This window comes from Pseudoalteromonas sp. D15MCD-2 (genome assembly GCF_038562745.1).
Taxonomy (GTDB): Bacteria; Pseudomonadota; Gammaproteobacteria; order Enterobacterales; family Alteromonadaceae; genus Pseudoalteromonas.
This window is the reverse complement of the sequence record NZ_JBCFQE010000002.1, coordinates 288,583-303,418: the sequence shown is the minus strand read 5'-3', so window position 1 is coordinate 303,418 and position 14,836 is coordinate 288,583. Positions and strand designations below refer to the sequence as shown.

The following is a 14,836-nucleotide window of genomic DNA, read 5'->3' as shown; positions in this document are numbered from 1 at the left end:
ATTTTTTTACGATAAGTTGCAAATGTTGCTGAATAAGCAAGGAGTCATATGGCTATCATAATTAAACACGCCTGCGTCGTTAATGAAGGGCAGCGCGAAATAAACGATGTACGAATTGTGGGCAATCGAATCGCTGAAATTGCCAAAGGTATTAGTGCTAAGGCCAATGATGAAGTAATTGATGCAAGCGGTTTGTTGCTATTACCAGGCATGATCGACGATCAAGTTCATTTTAGAGAGCCTGGCCTTACCCACAAAGGCACGATTGCCAGTGAATCTGCCGCAGCAGTGGCCGGTGGCATTACAAGCTTTATGGAAATGCCCAATGTTTCACCTTCGACTACCACGGCAAAAGCACTTGCTGATAAATACGCGATAGCAGCGCAAACGAGCGCTGCGAATTATGCGTTTTACTTTGGCGCGACCCCAGACAACCTCGATGAAATTAAGGCTCTTGATGCCAAAAAGGTATGTGGCGTTAAAGTGTTTATGGGAGCATCAACAGGCGATTTACTAGTTGAACACCCTCATGCCCTTGAAGCCATTTTTCGGGAAAGCCCAGTACTCATTGCCACTCATTGCGAGCAAGGGGAGGTTATTCAACAAAATCAGCGCCGTATAGAAAAACGTTATGGCGAGTTACAAATAGAACATCACCCGTTAATTCGTGATGAGTTAGCGTGTTATGCATCATCATCGTATGCCGTGTCGCTGGCAAAACGTTATGGTTCACAGCTACATGTTTTACACCTAACAACAGCAAAAGAGCTAGAACTATTTAGTAACGCACCCATAGAGCAAAAGCACATAACCGCCGAAGCTTGCGTACATCATTTGTGGTTTAACCAAGACGATTACGCAAACTATGGCAATCAAATTAAATGTAACCCCGCCATAAAATCAGAGCAAGACCGCCAAGCGCTACTCGCAGCAGTACGCGATGGTCGCATTGATATTATTGCCACCGATCATGCCCCTCATACTTGGCAAGAAAAGCAGCAACAATACAGCGCTGCACCAGCTGGCCTCCCTCTAGTTGAACATGCATTACTATCGTTACTTGAGCAGGTAAAACGTGGTGCGTTGAGCCTTGAGCAAGTCGTTGAAAAAACAGCGCATAACGTGGCAAAGCGATTTGCTATCGAAGAGCGGGGGTTTATCAGAGAAGGTTATTTTGCTGATTTAGTCCTGGTTGACCCAAACGCAGAAAAGCACGTCGAGCATACAAACACACATTATTTATGCCAATGGACGCCATTTAATGGCACCACTTTTTCAAACCGAATCACACATACCTTTGTTAATGGTGAGTGTGTCTTTGATGGGCAGCACGTAACCCCGTACAAACAGGCCGCTATGGCCTTAACATTCAATCGTTAAAAGAAGTCGATATGCAATTACCCGATATTACCTCGCACTCTAATGTAGATTTTCAGTCGCCTTTAAAATGGGTTGGTATGGAAAAAATAGCATTGCCTTTGAAGCTTGCACAAACTCATGTTGATGTGCACCTGAACGCCAAAGCTGATGTGTTCGTTAGCCTTGATAGCAATGCTAAAGGCATTCATATGTCGCGTCTTTATTTACTACTTAATCAGCTACTGGCTAAACAAAGTTTAACGACTCAGCGTGTTAATGAGTTTATGGAGGCTGTTTTAGCATCACAAAAAGGCTTAAGTAAAGGCGCAAAACTGGTGCTGCATTTTGATTTACCCGAGCTAAAACCAGCGTTACTTAGCGACCATGCCGGATACAATGCTTACCCTGTCGTTTTAACTATTACAAAGCAGCAAACGCTTGCCATTAACTTAAAAGTCGATATTGCCTACAGTAGCACCTGCCCGTGTTCAGCGGCATTGTCGAGGCAGCTTTTGAGCGAAGCAGTCGATAAGCAATTTAGTGATGCGAATATAGATAAAGCCTCTTTACTCAATTGGCTTGCAAGTGAGCAGGGCTCTATTGCAACCCCTCATAGCCAGCGTTCATATGCGTATATTGATGTCACGTTTAGTAGTGGGAAGTTGCCAGATATTGGCGGCTTTATCACAGTATGCGAGCAAGCCATTGGTACCCCAGTACAAACCGCTGTGAAGCGTGAAGATGAACAAGCATTTGCCGCCCTTAACGCAAAAAACTTACTGTTTTGCGAAGATGCAGCAAGGCGGTTGAAGCAGTGCTTCGAAACCATGCCGAGTATTGCTGATTACCAGTTTAAGGTTGAACACCAAGAAAGCTTACATGGCCACAATGCCGTGGTTTATGAGTCTAAATACTAAACTTATGAGCCTAAGTTTTAGGCTCATAAACCTAAAATGGTTTACAAATTTTGACATTTGCGGTCGCAAATTATTGCTATTGGCTAGCACAATGATAATGATACGAGCGCTAAAAAGATAAACATAACAAATATAAAGGACGACTATGCGTTTTAAATTTATTGCTGCTGCAGTGGGTCTCGCTGTAGCAAATGTTGCTATTGCCGACGAAGGCATGTGGCAACCTCACCAGTTACCAGAGCTTGAATCAGTGTTAAAAGCGAAAGGCTTGAGCATTGATGTAGAGTCAATTTCAAAATTAACAGAGTTCCCGATGAACGCGGTAATTAGCCTTGGTGGTTGTACTGCTTCGTTTGTTTCACCAAAAGGCTTAGTTGTCACAAATCATCACTGTGCCTATGGTTCGATTCAATATAACTCGACCACCGAAAACAATATTTTAGAAAATGGCTTTTTAGCTAAAACTACCGGCGAAGAAGTCCCTGCTGCGCCGGGTTCTCGTGTTTTTGTAACAGAGCAAGTAACTGACGTTACAGATAAAGTAAATAAAGGGACTGAAAAGTTAACCGGTAAAGCACGTTTTGATGCTATTCAAGCAAATGAAAAAGCACTTGTTAGTGAGTGTGAGCAAGACAAGAGCTACCGCTGTAATGTGTATACTTTCCATGGTGGTCTTGAGTATTACCTTATTAAATCGCTAGAAATTAAAGATGTACGTTTAGCGTATGCACCTGCTATGGGCGTAGGTAAATACGGCGGTGATATCGATAACTGGATGTGGCCGCGTCACACGGGTGATTTCTCGTTCTATCGCGCGTATGTTGGCAAAGATGGCAAGCCAGCTGAATATTCAGAAGATAACGTGCCGTACCAAAGTGATGCGTTTTTAAAAGTAAGCGCTAAAGGCGTTCAAGAAGGCGATTTTGTGATGGTTACTGGTTATCCGGGCAGCACAAACCGTTACCGTATTTCGCCTGAAGTTGATTACGTGTTTAACACAGCTTACCCATTAGCGCGTAAATATAACTCTAAATATGTCTCGTTAATTGAAGAAAATGCGCCTGAGGGCTCAGAGGCACGTATCGCTTATGAAAGCACGATTGCGGGCTACAACAACTACATTAAAAACTATGGCTCAATGATTGAGAGTTTCAATAAAGGGTCAATGTATAGCCGTAAGCAACAATTCGAAAAAGATCTCACTGCGTGGATCAACGAAGATAGTAAGCGCAAAGCTAAATACGGACATGTACTTGCTGATTTATCTGCGCTAGTTGCTCAGTCGCAAGAGCATAACCAGCGCGACCGCATGTTAGGTTACGTACACCGCTCACAAATGATCGCAACTGCTCGACGTTTATACCGTTTAGCTTACGAAAAACAAAAGCCAGATGCTGAGCGCGAAAGTGGTTATCAAGAGCGTGATATGCCACGTATCGAGTCTCGTTTAAAAAGCATGAGCCGTCGTTATGATGAAGCCGTTGATAAAGCTATTTTACTGTACTTTATTGAGCAATATGCTGCATTACCTAAAGACGAACGAGTTGCAGAGGTTGATAAAGCTCTTGGTCTAACTAACGGTTTTGATAAACAAAAGCAGAAAGCCTTGCTTGATGACATGTATGCTAAATCGGTTCTTGCAGATGAAAGCAAACGTTTATGGATGGCAGATCTTGACCTTGCTCAGTTAAAGCAAAGTAGCGATCCATTTATTCAGTATGCGCATGCAATCTTTGCGGTCACAAAAGATATTGAAGATGCTAAAAAAGAACTAGCTGGTAAACAGCAAGCTGCTCGCCCTGCATTAATGGAAGCAATCATCGCTTATAACAAGGCACTTAATAAGCCAGTTTATGCTGATGCTAACAGCACCCTGCGTGTAACTTACGGTACGGTAGGCGGCTATTCACCGCAAGATGGCTTAGTGGCAACCCCCTTTACATCTTTAGAAGGACTACTTGCTAAAAACACCGGTGTTGAACCATTTAACTCACCAGAGAAACAAAACGAGTTAATTAAGCAAAAGCTTTATGGCGATTACACAGGCGGTATGAATACGGTTCCGGTTAACTTTTTATCTAATGTAGATACCACAGGTGGTAACTCAGGCTCTCCAACGTTAAACGGCAATGCTGAGCTCGTTGGTTTGTTGTTTGATGGTGTGTACGAAAGCATTATTGGTGACTGGGATTACGATGAAAACTTAAATCGCTCAATTCACGTTGATTCACGATACATGTTGTGGGTGATGGATAAAGTTGATAATGCTCAAAACCTACTTAAAGAGATGACTATCGTTAAGTAATCTAAGTTTAACGTTAATTTAAGTATTAAAATGCCAGTCTAACAGACTGGCATTTTTGTTTTTAATGAAAATAAAATCATTTAATTTCATAAGGTTGAAAAATATTTATAAAAATTAATTTTTCTTAAGTTTTATTTAAGTTTCGCTCGATAAATTTTACACATAACCTAAGTGGAGCGAACAATTATGCTTTCAGTTCAACAATCACATCAAACTCAAGTTCAAGAGCCTGCCTTTGTTTGCACGCGTGAAGGAGGTCAATTACGTGACCGCCTTGAGCGTAATATTAAGCAAGGTTTTGCTGCAGCCTATGACGCGAAAATTTCGCAGTTCATGCCGCTTCTTTGTGAGCTTAATATTGATGATGAATTATGTACGTTAGGCCTTCGCTCTGCATCACAATCTTTGTTTATTGAACAATACCTCCCTGCGTCTATTGAGCACTTTGTTGGTGCCAAGCGTGAGCACATTTTTGAGCTCGGTAATTTATGCTCAACGCATCGAAAAGCCACCTTGGCACATTTTGTTTTAATGAATGAAGCGCTCTATCAAGTAGGAGCAAAATATTTAGTGTTTTGCGCAACCCGTAAAGTGAGAGCGCTATTAAAAATGCTGGGTGTGAATTGCAAAGAAATCGGTGTTGCCAATGCACAAGCACTACAAGACCCAGCAAGCTGGGGTAGCTATTACGACAATCAACCAACCATTTGTGTGGTTGATCTAAACGAAGCACATCAACGTGTACTAAACACCCCAGTTTTATTCAATATCAAACAGCAGTGTTTGCAGTCATCGCGTGAGCTTGCTGTATTTTTGGAGGTGTTATGAGTTGGTTGACACAATTACCACATAAAGATAGCGATACCTTAATGGTTTGCCACAAAAGCGATGGTGTGCGCTCACTAACTAAAAAAGAATTTACTGAGCAAGTAACTCGTTTACTACCTACTTTGGCAGAATTTGATGCCCAAGGTGTGGCTTATCAATTAGATAACACACCTGCTTGGTGTGTATTAGAAGCTGCGCTTAGCGAACTTAAAAGAGTGGCAATTCCGCTACCAACGTTTTTTACGGCTCAGCAAGTTGCGTTTGGTTTGCAAAATAGCGGAGCAGGGCTATATGTATGTGACCGCGCTTATGAAGGTGAGCATGCAAAGTTAGTGGCGTTAGTCGATGTATGCAAGCATTACCCTTTGTACGTTTATCAGTTGAGCAATACAAAGCCAATTTCTTATTTTGCTAACACGCAAAAGATTACCTTTACGTCGGGCTCAACGGGCACACCAAAAGGCGTGTGTTTATCGCTTGAGAATCAATTGCAAGTAGCAACATCACTTTATCAAAGTATTGGTTTAGAAAAACCAAACCATTTGTGTTTGTTGCCGCTACCGGTTTTGCTTGAGAATTTAGCCGGTGTTTATGCACCGCTATTAGCGGGCGGTACGGTTAATTTAGTGCCTTTAGCTGAACTTGGCTTTTCAGGTGCACAGTTACTTGAGCCACACAAATTAATAGCCGCAATTGAACGTACTGAGCCAAATACTCTTATTTTAGTGCCTGAGCTACTGACTTGTTTAGTGGCTTTTGCAAAGCAAGGCTGGGAAGCACCTAAAAGCTTAAAGTTTATTGCAGTAGGTGGTGCTGTTGTAAGCCAAGCGCTTATTAAGCAAGCCCGTGAGCTCGGTTTACCCGTTTATCAAGGCTATGGTTTGTCTGAATCGTCATCGGTAGTGAGTTTAAACACTCGCGATGATGATGACATCGACACCGCAGGGCGAGTGCTTAAGCACATTCAATACAAAATTGAAAATGGTCAGCTTTATATCAAGGGTTCATTGTTTTTGGGCTATTTAGGTCAAGCTGCACATAATGCTGACGATTGGTATGCAACTGGCGATCTCGTTACTGAGCAAGCAGGTCGCTTGGTTATACAAGGCCGTTTGAAAAACCAACTTATCACCAGCTTTGGTCGCAATATCAGTGCTGAGTGGCCAGAGTCGTTATTGCTTAGCCACAGCCAGGTACAACAAGCGGTGGTGATTGGCGAAGGTCAGGCATTTCTAGCCGCACTTATCTATGCAAACCAAGCGATGAGTGACGCTGAACTTGCTGCCCATATTAGGGCACAAAACGCGCAATTACCCGAATACGCACAGATCAGAAAGTGGCATCGAATGGCAGAGCCTATGAGCCACACGCAAGGTTTATTAACCAGCAATAATCGCCCAAAACGCGATGTTATCAATCAATTTTTTGCTGCAGAGATTTCTGCACTTTATCAAGAGGCGACGAGCATGAGTCAATTTTTCAATACATTACAAGCCGAAACACAGAAAGAGCGCGACTACCTTTTAGCTGCGCCAATTATTAGCCGCGTTTTTAAAGGTGAAGTAAGCCTGAGTGAGTATGCATCGTTCTTAACGCAAGCTTATCACCATGTTAAACACACAGTGCCACTGCTAATGGCAGTCGGTGCAAAGCTGAGCGATAAACAAGAGTGGTTGCGCGAAGCCGTTGCAGAATACATCGAAGAAGAGTTAGGCCACCAAGAATGGGTGCTAAACGATATTGCAGCATGCGGTTTTGATAAAGAGCTAGTGCGCGATTCTCGTCCACAGTTTTCGACCGAATTAATGGTGTCGTACGCCTACGATACAATTAATCGCGGTAACCCTTTGGCATTCTTTGGCATGGTTCATGTGCTTGAAGGCACTTCGATTGCATTAGCCGATAATGCAGCAGGGCAAATCCGTGAGGTTGTAGGTTTACCTAAAAAGGCGTTTACCTACCTTACTTCGCACGGTGCACTTGATATTGAACATGTGAAGTTTTTCGAAAATCTCATGAACAAAATAGATAACGAAGACGACCAGCAAGCCATTATTCACGCCGCAAAATGTTTTTATAAATTGTACGGCAATATTTTTCGTGACCTCGATATCGAGCCTTTCTTTAGCGAGGCTGACTTGGAGCAAAGCGCATGAGTAGCCCAGTTTGTGTGCTAACCGGTGCAACAGGGGGCATTGGCCGTGCAATTGCCCTTCGCCTTGCAAAAGAAGGTTGGCGTTTATTACTTGTTGGTCGAAATGTGAAGCAACTTGCTGCACTGCAATTGGAATGTGGCAATGATGCTGAGTATTTTCAGGCTGACCTAAGTAACAGCGAATCTCGCGATGATCTTGCTAAGTTTGCTCAGCAAATTGGCGGGGCAACGTTACTAATCAACAACGCAGGCGTTAATGTAATGCAGGGGTTTAGTGAAATTAGCGAACAGCAAATTGATCACCTGTTAAATATTAATCTGCATGTGCCCATTAAATTGTGTCAGCTGTTTTTACCACAAGTGACCCGCAATAAAGGCACGATTGTCAATATTGGTTCATCGTTTGGCAGCATTGGTTATCCGTATCAAACCTTGTACTGCGCAAGCAAATTTGGCTTAAGAGGGATGACCGAAGCCCTTGCCAGAGAGCTCAGCCACAGCGATGTGAAAGTATTGTATTTAGCGCCTCGTGCAACTGACACCGCAATTAACTCGCCACAAGTGCGCGCGATGAATAAAGAGCTGGGTAACACCATGGATCCGCCAGAAAAAGTGGCTGATGCATTAATAGATTTAATTAAATCAAAAAAACGTCGTCGTTTTATTGGTTTTCCAGAAACATTATTTGCCCGTATTAACGGCGCATTTCCATCACTCGTTGATAACGCAATAGCAAAACAACTTCCTAAAATTAAAAGTTTTTTTGCCAACTAAATTGATCAAGGTGAATGATTATGACTAAACTAAATTTAAAAGCCCTAATGATGTTAGGTGTTATCATGGCTGCGCCTGCAAAAGCCGACTTTAATAGCGATTTAAGTTCGGTGCAAAAGCAGTGGGCAGTGGTTAATTACGAGTTAGTTGACGATGCGCAGTTAGATGCATTCGAAAAATTAGCAAGCGAAACCGCAGAGTTTACCAAAGCGAACGACCAGCAAGCAGCCAGCCATATTTGGTACGGTATTGTGCTATCGAGCTATGCGGGGGCGAAAGGAGGCTTAGGCGCGCTAGGCCTTGCAAAAGACGCTAAAGCGCAATTTGAAAAAGCGCTAAGCCTAGATCCAAAAGCGCTTGATGGCTCTGCATATACCAGCCTTGCAACCTTATACGGTAAAGTACCGGGTTGGCCAATTGGTTTTGGTGATGACGATGAAGCGAAAAAATTGTTTAAGCAAGCGCTTGAACTAAACCCGCGTGGTATCGATAGCAACTATTTATATGCGTCATTCTTGTATGACGAGCGTAAATATAAATCAGCTAAAGAGTTTTTATTGGTTGCACAGCAAGCGCCAGCGCGTCCTGAAAGACCAAAAGCAGATCTTTACCGCCAGCAAGAAATTACTAAATTATTGGCTAAGGTAGAGAAAAAAATAAAGAGATAAACTATGCATTTATTGCTCGTTGAAGACGACCATTTAGTGGCAGAAGGCCTTTGTCGTTCTTTACGTCAACAAGGATACAGTGTTGAACATAGTTCTACTGTTCAATCAGCAATGCAGTGGCTGCAAAGTGAAGAAATTGAGCTGGTAGTCCTTGATTTAGGGCTACCAGACGGTGACGGCATTGATATTCTAAAGCACATCAAAAAGCATCGTAAAAATATACCTGTGGTGATTTTAACAGCCAGGGGCAGTATTGATGATAAAGTCATGGGGCTAGATTTAGGCGCTGATGATTATCTAGCAAAGCCCTTTGATCCCGCAGAATTATTTGCCCGTCTACGGGTTGCCAGTAGGCGTTTGACCCAAGCACAAACCAGCACTTTAAAAGTTGGCAATGTTGAAATGGACACCGCCGCTTTTACCGTGAGCTTTCAAGGTGAGCCAGTAAACTTGCCGCGCAAAGAGTTTATGCTTCTTAAAGCCTTGCTAGAAAACCAAGGTCGTGTGCAATCAAAACAGCAGTTAGAAAGTAAACTGTATGATTGGGGTGAAGAGGTGGGGTCTAATACCATCGAAGTACACATTCATCACTTGCGTAAAAAATTCCCTAAAGAGTTTATTAAAACCTTACGCGGTATTGGTTATGTGGTGGGTAAACGCTAGTGTCAATTCGTAAAAGGCTGACTTTACTCATTTTGTCTATGGTGATCTTAACCTGCTTTTTGGCTTTCACTAAAGGTTACCGTGAAAGCATGAATCAGGCTGAAGCACTGCTCGATAATGAGTTGGTAACGCTGGCACATGTGTTAATCGAACAGCCACTCAGTAAAGAAACCCCAGCTTATACCAGTGATTTACCACAGCTATTGTTTCAAGTTTGGGTCGATGACAGCTTGGCCTCAAGCTCAAAATCATTGCAGCAAAATCTTAGTAATCAAAGTCAGTGGCAAACCGGGTTTAGTGTTGAGAACTTAGCTGGGCAACGAGTCAAAGTGTATCGCTTAAGCGAAGGTAATAAGCGCGTGCTTATTGCAGAACCTTTGAGTAAACGTGTGGCGCTAACCGAAACCGTGATTTTGTCGGCCATGACGCCGCTGTTATGGAGTGTGCCTATTCTTGCACTCCTTATTAGTGTGTTTGTAAAACAAGGGCTTGCACCACTAACTCGGTTATCTAATCAACTTAAACATCGTCAAGCAAATGACTTTACTGCAATCCCTTGGCAAACCCCAGAGCAAGAAATAAAACCCGTAATTAGCCGCTTAAACGATCTATTCAAACGGGTTGAAAGTGCCTATTTACGAGAGCGCTTTTTTGCCTCTGATGCGGCCCACGAACTGCGTACCCCGCTCAGTAGTTTAAAAATCAATGTGCATAATTTAGTGGCTCAAGGTGTTGAGAGTGTTGAGCTTGATGCGATGGAAAAAGGCGTTGATAAACTAAGCAATATCGTTGAACAAATGCTGATTTTGGGGCGTACTTATCCAGAGCAATGGCAAGCGCAATTTAGCCCCGTGTCGGTGTTAGAAATTAGCCAACAAGTTGCCTCACAACTTTATGATCGTATTGACGAAAAAGATCATACCATTAGCATCGATGGCGATGATTTTATCATTGCCGGTGACGAATTCACCTTAGTTACTTTGTTTGGCAATTTACTGAGTAACGCCATAAAATATACCCCAGCTGCGGGAGAGATTTCTATTACTCTGAAAACCGAAAACAATCGTTTTATCTGGCAAATAGATGACTCGGGCCCCGGTATTGATGAAGCTCAAAAACAGCGCATTTTTAACCGTTTTTACCGTGTGGGTGGCGATAAACATCCCTCTGGTGAACAAGGAGCCGGGCTTGGTATGGCCATTGTTGAACACATAGTGTCGATTTATAACGCTGATATTGCTTTAGCTGACAGTCACCTTGGTGGCTTACGGGTGAGTGTTTCCTTCATGCAAGGAGATGTCAGTGAATAAATGGATTTTGGCGCTTTCTATGCTGCTACTATGTATGTCGTCTTGGCTTGCCTATGCCAAAGAGTACAAGCTGATCTTAAAAGACCATTTGTTTTATCCTGCAGAAATAAAAGTGCCTGCCAATAAAAAGCTGCGGCTTTTGATCGAAAACCAAGATGACACTCCAGAAGAGTTCGATAGCTTTGACTTAAATCGTGAAAAAGTGCTTTACCCAGGTCGCACGAGCGTCATTTATATTGGGCCGCTCAGCCCTGGGCGTTATGACTTTTTTGGTGAATTTTCGCCTAATACAGCCAGAGGAGCTGTCGTGGCTACGGAGGTGAATGATGCTGATAACTAGTTTATTAATGAGCATTAATCAGCTTTTGCCTGTGGTGATTTTAGCCGTGCTTTTGAGTTTAATTGTGCCTTTAAGCCAGCGCCAACTGAGTGTTTATGCAGTGATTGGTACGCTACTAAGCTTAGTGTTTGTGCAAGGCGCTGCTTGGCTGAGCCAGTTATTTGATCACAGAGGCTTAGAGTTCATTCAAATGCTGCTGTGTATTGTCATCTTTATCGCTGCATTAATTAGCTGTCAGCAACGAAAAATGGCGGCTGCGCTGGCCTTGATTGCAACCATGACGTTGTATTTAAGCCATTACATGATTTATTTAGTCAGCTTTTGGCATAGCAGAGATACTGCTGAGCCATTGCTACTGGGTACATCTTTAGGTGTGGGGATTTGTATTAGCTTTGGCGTGTTACTGTTCTTTTTGCTTGAGAGTATTACTAAGCGCGTGGGCGTGCAGCCTTTGGTTGTGTTACTTGCCTTAAATGCAACAGCAAAGCTATTGATATTTATTGATTTAGCAAGTCAGATCGATTTACTCGATGTGACCTCAAATTATTTAGATTGGCGCGGGTTTTTAGTTGAAAACTCAGAGCTTGGGCGCGTATTAAAAGCCTTAGTCGGTTACGAAGCTACGCCGAGTAAAACCGCGCTTTGGGTGTATGTCATTGCAGCATTGGCATTTATCACCTTAGTTCGCGTGTTAAAAATCAAAAAGACCAAGGAGCCTGTATGCGGTTCTTAATAGTTAGTTTAAGTTGCTTGTTTTTAATAAGTATCAGCCAATTTGCGCAGGCAGATGGCATGGTGGTTGATAAGGTATATCACCCTTATGTGATGCCGTTTGAACGTGAAGTTGAGTGGCGTTTGGTGTCTAGGCAAACCGATAGCGGCAATGTACTTGCACAGCGTGCAGGCTTTGGCGGCGCAATTAACGACACCATGAGCCTTGAAGGCTACTTGGTTGGCGAGCGCGATGATAACGGTGACTTTGGTTTATCTTCATATGAAGTGGAGTTACGCTGGCAGTTGGTCGAGCAAGGCCGTTTGTGGGCCGATTGGGGGGCGTTATTTGAGCTTGAAAAACAGCATACCCTAGATGCTTACGAAGCAACGACCGGCTTTTTATGGGAAAAAGAGTTTGGTCGTACAAGCCTGACTATGAACGCTTTTTTAGTGTATGAATGGGGGGCTGATATTGAAAACGAGTGGGAAAGTGAGTTTCGCTTACAGTATCGTTATCGCTATCGTTCGGCTTTTCAACCATCAATAGAAGTCTACGCGGGTGAGGACTTTATTGGTGTGGGGCCAGGCTTTATTGGCTTACACAGATTTAGCCCTAAACGCCAGCTAAAATGGGAAGCAGGTTTTATTAGTGAACTTAGTCAATCAGGCAAAGATCATAGCTTTCGCTTGGCTTTAGAGTTTGAATTTTAATGTCGATAGTGTTTGACTTATCAAACTAACTCTATATAGTGGGCACCAGCTAGAAAGAAAGCGTGTAATTAATAAATCTTTATTTCGTTGTTGTATAAGTAATACTTGTAGTACCGTCCTGAAGTTTTTAAGTACCATCTCATTTTTTGCTACACCCGCCCGCTAGGGCATGTTTAATTTTTTATATCAGGAATAATACTATGTCTAACATCGTATCAGGTACAGTTAAGTGGTTTAACGAATCTAAAGGTTTTGGTTTCATCGAGCAAGAAAATGGTCCAGACGTTTTCGCTCACTTCAGCGCTATCAAAAGCGAAGGTTTCAAAACTTTAGCTGAAGGCCAACGTGTAGAGTTCACTCTTTCACAAGGTCAAAAAGGTCCTCAAGCGGATAACATCACTCCGTTATAATTTTTACTTTTAGTAAAAATTAAGAAGAAGCAAGCTACGGCTTGCTTTTTTTATGCCTAAAAATTGACTGGGCTAGTGAATATTTCTATATTTAATGCAGCTATGTCATTAGAGTGTATTAATTATCTTAAAATATTTGTTGTTAGCATGCCTAAGCTTTGCACCTGTAGTATTGGCAAAAGATAGTGTCACCATCTACACCGAGCAATTTCCGCCGTATAATTTTTCAAACAAAGGGCACTTAGAGGGCATAAACCTCGAGTTTGTCAAAGCAATGTGTGTTGATGCAGACATTGAATGTCAATTCGAGCTCTTACCTTGGTCTAGGGCGTATCACTTAGCTCAGCAAAAGCCGCTGTCAGGTCTGGTCTCTACGGCACGTATTCCCGACCGTGAAGATTTATTCAAGTGGATTGGTCCAATGGCATCCTCTCGTAACTTTTTTTATCGTTTACAATCAAATGACCGTATTAATCCTATCGATTTATCGCAAGTGAAAGATCATAGCCTGTGTGTTGTTAGAGACAGTATTTACGAAAAATTTGTAGAGAGCATTGGCTTTGAAGGGGATAAAAACCTCCTCAAAGTGAGTCACTATTACGAGTGTATTAATTTATTTTTCAAAAATAAAATAGAGCTCATTATTGGATCTGAGCTTTCGTTTAAGTACCAATTAATGCAGTACGGTCACCAAGGGCGAGAAGTGGTTAAGTTAGTTGAGTTGCCTCTAAATGGCACGGTAGGAAACTTTCTAGCCTTAAATAAGGCCTTACCCGAAGAGCTAGTCAGCCGATTACAGGCAAGTTATGACAAGCTGAGTAAGCAGGGCTTGTTAGAGACTTATATTGAGCAATATAAAGCAAATTAAGGGCGCTGTGCTAGCATCATCACAGCATTGTATTTAGGTGTCATTATTACTTCATTAAACGCTGCTTTTAAGGCATCGATATAGCGTTGGTCGGTATTAATATTTGCTGCGAGATAACCTTTCATGGTTAAAAAGTCGATTGCATGAGCAAAGCTGAAACGAGCTTCATCCAGTGCTAATTGCTCAGCCATGGCCGCAATATAGTTCTTATCATCAATGATTAAATCAACCTTGCCCGACATCAACAGGTGATACGACTTATTAATATCAGAGGTATATACTACAGTGTAACCTCGTTCTGTTAGGCGCTGCGCTGCTAGGTCATGACGTTGTACCGCTATCTTATATTGCTTGGCTTGCTCATTTGAAGTGATGTTTATATCGCTGCGAGAGCTCAACTTAACAAAGCCCATTTGATAGGTTGCCACTTCACCAATCCAATGAAAGTGTTTTTCGCGTTCAGCAGTTTTCGCCATACTATAAATAAATATATTCGGTTTCTTCAGTGCCATATTGTAGGCACGGGCCCAAGGGTAAAGTTCTATATTCGCGTTCAAATTAGCTTTAGCAAAAATGGCTTTCACAAGCTTGGTGCTCTCACCGGCAACTTGGTTATTGATTAGAGTTTGATTAGGTGGCGACAGTTCAGTCACAACGGTTAGGGTCGGCTTACTCAGTGCTGGCCAACTAAAGAAAAGAATTAGCAAATAAAGTCGTAAATAGTTCATTTATGTACTTAAAAGGACTTAGTAATTAAATCTTAGCACATAAAACGATAAAAGGGCCTTGCGGCCCTTGGTGAAGTATCGTTCAA

Annotated in this window: 15 protein-coding genes and 1 pseudogene; 15 read left to right on the top strand and 1 reads right to left on the bottom strand. The window is 42.4% G+C overall.

What is annotated here, in order from left to right; translation table 11 throughout:
* Positions 1-48: 48 nt before the first annotated feature.
* From AADY36_RS18065 to AADY36_RS17995, 15 genes and pseudogenes are all read left to right on the top strand, one after another.
* Positions 49-1,380, top strand: coding sequence for a dihydroorotase (locus tag AADY36_RS18065; RefSeq protein ID WP_054563172.1), 1,332 nt, complete (start codon positions 49-51; stop codon positions 1,378-1,380).
* Between the two features lie 11 nt (positions 1,381-1,391).
* Complete coding sequence (gene folE2 / locus AADY36_RS18060; protein ID WP_342409410.1) at positions 1,392-2,276, top strand: GTP cyclohydrolase FolE2; 885 nt, start codon at positions 1,392-1,394, stop codon at positions 2,274-2,276.
* Positions 2,277-2,421: 145 nt separating this feature from the next.
* On the top strand, positions 2,422-4,581 hold the full coding sequence (locus tag AADY36_RS18055; protein WP_342409409.1) for a S46 family peptidase: 2,160 nt from the start codon (positions 2,422-2,424) through the stop codon (positions 4,579-4,581).
* Positions 4,582-4,767: 186 nt separating this feature from the next.
* Entirely contained in the window at positions 4,768-5,409 is a 642-nt protein-coding gene (locus tag AADY36_RS18050) for a thermostable hemolysin (RefSeq protein WP_342409408.1), read from the top strand.
* Positions 5,406-6,863, top strand: a pseudogene (locus tag AADY36_RS18045) (AMP-binding protein); the annotation flags it as partial. The gene AADY36_RS18050 and the pseudogene AADY36_RS18045, both read left to right, overlap by 4 nt.
* 12 nt (positions 6,864-6,875) lie before the next feature.
* Positions 6,876-7,565: a TenA family transcriptional regulator gene (locus tag AADY36_RS18040; RefSeq protein ID WP_200907870.1), complete on the top strand. Its 690-nt coding sequence runs from the start codon at positions 6,876-6,878 to the stop codon at positions 7,563-7,565.
* Positions 7,562-8,338 carry an SDR family oxidoreductase gene (locus AADY36_RS18035; RefSeq protein ID WP_054563176.1) on the top strand — a complete coding sequence of 259 codons (777 nt, stop codon included), beginning with the start codon at positions 7,562-7,564 and terminating at the stop codon, positions 8,336-8,338. The genes AADY36_RS18040 and AADY36_RS18035 overlap by 4 nt, the downstream gene beginning before the upstream one ends.
* Positions 8,339-8,358: 20 nt before the next feature.
* The gene (locus tag AADY36_RS18030) at positions 8,359-9,006 is read left to right on the top strand and encodes a hypothetical protein (RefSeq protein ID WP_054563177.1); all 648 of its coding nucleotides are present in this window, start codon (positions 8,359-8,361) and stop codon (positions 9,004-9,006) included.
* A gap of 3 nt (positions 9,007-9,009) precedes the next feature.
* On the top strand, positions 9,010-9,669 hold the full coding sequence (locus tag AADY36_RS18025) for a response regulator transcription factor (RefSeq protein ID WP_342409407.1): 660 nt from the start codon (positions 9,010-9,012) through the stop codon (positions 9,667-9,669).
* Positions 9,669-10,979, top strand: a complete 1,311-nt coding sequence (locus tag AADY36_RS18020) for an ATP-binding protein (protein WP_342409406.1) — start codon at positions 9,669-9,671, stop codon at positions 10,977-10,979. Before AADY36_RS18025 ends, AADY36_RS18020 begins: the two co-directional genes overlap by 1 nt.
* Positions 10,980-10,998: 19 nt before the next feature.
* Complete coding sequence (locus AADY36_RS18015; protein WP_342409653.1) at positions 10,999-11,319, top strand: cupredoxin domain-containing protein; 321 nt, start codon at positions 10,999-11,001, stop codon at positions 11,317-11,319.
* Positions 11,303-12,052 carry an iron transporter gene (locus tag AADY36_RS18010; RefSeq protein WP_342409405.1) on the top strand — a complete coding sequence of 250 codons (750 nt, stop codon included), beginning with the start codon at positions 11,303-11,305 and terminating at the stop codon, positions 12,050-12,052. The genes AADY36_RS18015 and AADY36_RS18010 overlap by 17 nt, the downstream gene beginning before the upstream one ends.
* On the top strand, positions 12,040-12,744 hold the full coding sequence (locus AADY36_RS18005) for a hypothetical protein (RefSeq protein ID WP_054563182.1): 705 nt from the start codon (positions 12,040-12,042) through the stop codon (positions 12,742-12,744). Before AADY36_RS18010 ends, AADY36_RS18005 begins: the two co-directional genes overlap by 13 nt.
* Before the next feature lie 200 nt (positions 12,745-12,944).
* Positions 12,945-13,154 (top strand): cold-shock protein, encoded by a 210-nt coding sequence (locus tag AADY36_RS18000; protein ID WP_004587186.1) that lies wholly within the window; start codon positions 12,945-12,947, stop codon positions 13,152-13,154.
* Positions 13,155-13,326: 172 nt separating this feature from the next.
* Entirely contained in the window at positions 13,327-14,022 is a 696-nt protein-coding gene (locus AADY36_RS17995; RefSeq protein WP_082422996.1) for a substrate-binding periplasmic protein, read from the top strand.
* Here the strand turns inward: AADY36_RS17995 and AADY36_RS17990 are convergent.
* Positions 14,019-14,750 carry a substrate-binding periplasmic protein gene (locus AADY36_RS17990; protein WP_054563192.1) on the bottom strand — a complete coding sequence of 244 codons (732 nt, stop codon included), beginning with the start codon at positions 14,748-14,750 and terminating at the stop codon, positions 14,019-14,021. The genes AADY36_RS17995 and AADY36_RS17990 overlap by 4 nt on opposite strands.
* Positions 14,751-14,836 lie beyond the last annotated feature (86 nt).

Excerpts from the sequence above, each read along its gene's own strand:
- AADY36_RS18065 (WP_054563172.1), top strand. The coding sequence starts at position 49 with ATGGCTATCATAATTAAACACGCCTGCGTCGTTAATGAAGGGCAGCGC.
- folE2 (WP_342409410.1), top strand. The coding sequence starts at position 1,392 with ATGCAATTACCCGATATTACCTCGCACTCTAATGTAGATTTTCAGTCG.
- AADY36_RS18055 (WP_342409409.1), top strand. The coding sequence starts at position 2,422 with ATGCGTTTTAAATTTATTGCTGCTGCAGTGGGTCTCGCTGTAGCAAAT.
- AADY36_RS18050 (WP_342409408.1), top strand. The coding sequence starts at position 4,768 with ATGCTTTCAGTTCAACAATCACATCAAACTCAAGTTCAAGAGCCTGCC.
- AADY36_RS18040 (WP_200907870.1), top strand. The coding sequence starts at position 6,876 with ATGAGTCAATTTTTCAATACATTACAAGCCGAAACACAGAAAGAGCGC.
- AADY36_RS18035 (WP_054563176.1), top strand. The coding sequence starts at position 7,562 with ATGAGTAGCCCAGTTTGTGTGCTAACCGGTGCAACAGGGGGCATTGGC.
- AADY36_RS18030 (WP_054563177.1), top strand. The coding sequence starts at position 8,359 with ATGACTAAACTAAATTTAAAAGCCCTAATGATGTTAGGTGTTATCATG.
- AADY36_RS18025 (WP_342409407.1), top strand. The coding sequence starts at position 9,010 with ATGCATTTATTGCTCGTTGAAGACGACCATTTAGTGGCAGAAGGCCTT.
- AADY36_RS18015 (WP_342409653.1), top strand. The coding sequence starts at position 10,999 with ATGCTGCTACTATGTATGTCGTCTTGGCTTGCCTATGCCAAAGAGTAC.
- AADY36_RS18010 (WP_342409405.1), top strand. The coding sequence starts at position 11,303 with ATGATGCTGATAACTAGTTTATTAATGAGCATTAATCAGCTTTTGCCT.
- AADY36_RS18005 (WP_054563182.1), top strand. The coding sequence starts at position 12,040 with ATGCGGTTCTTAATAGTTAGTTTAAGTTGCTTGTTTTTAATAAGTATC.
- AADY36_RS18000 (WP_004587186.1), top strand. The coding sequence starts at position 12,945 with ATGTCTAACATCGTATCAGGTACAGTTAAGTGGTTTAACGAATCTAAA.
- AADY36_RS17990 (WP_054563192.1), bottom strand. The coding sequence starts at position 14,750 with ATGAACTATTTACGACTTTATTTGCTAATTCTTTTCTTTAGTTGGCCA.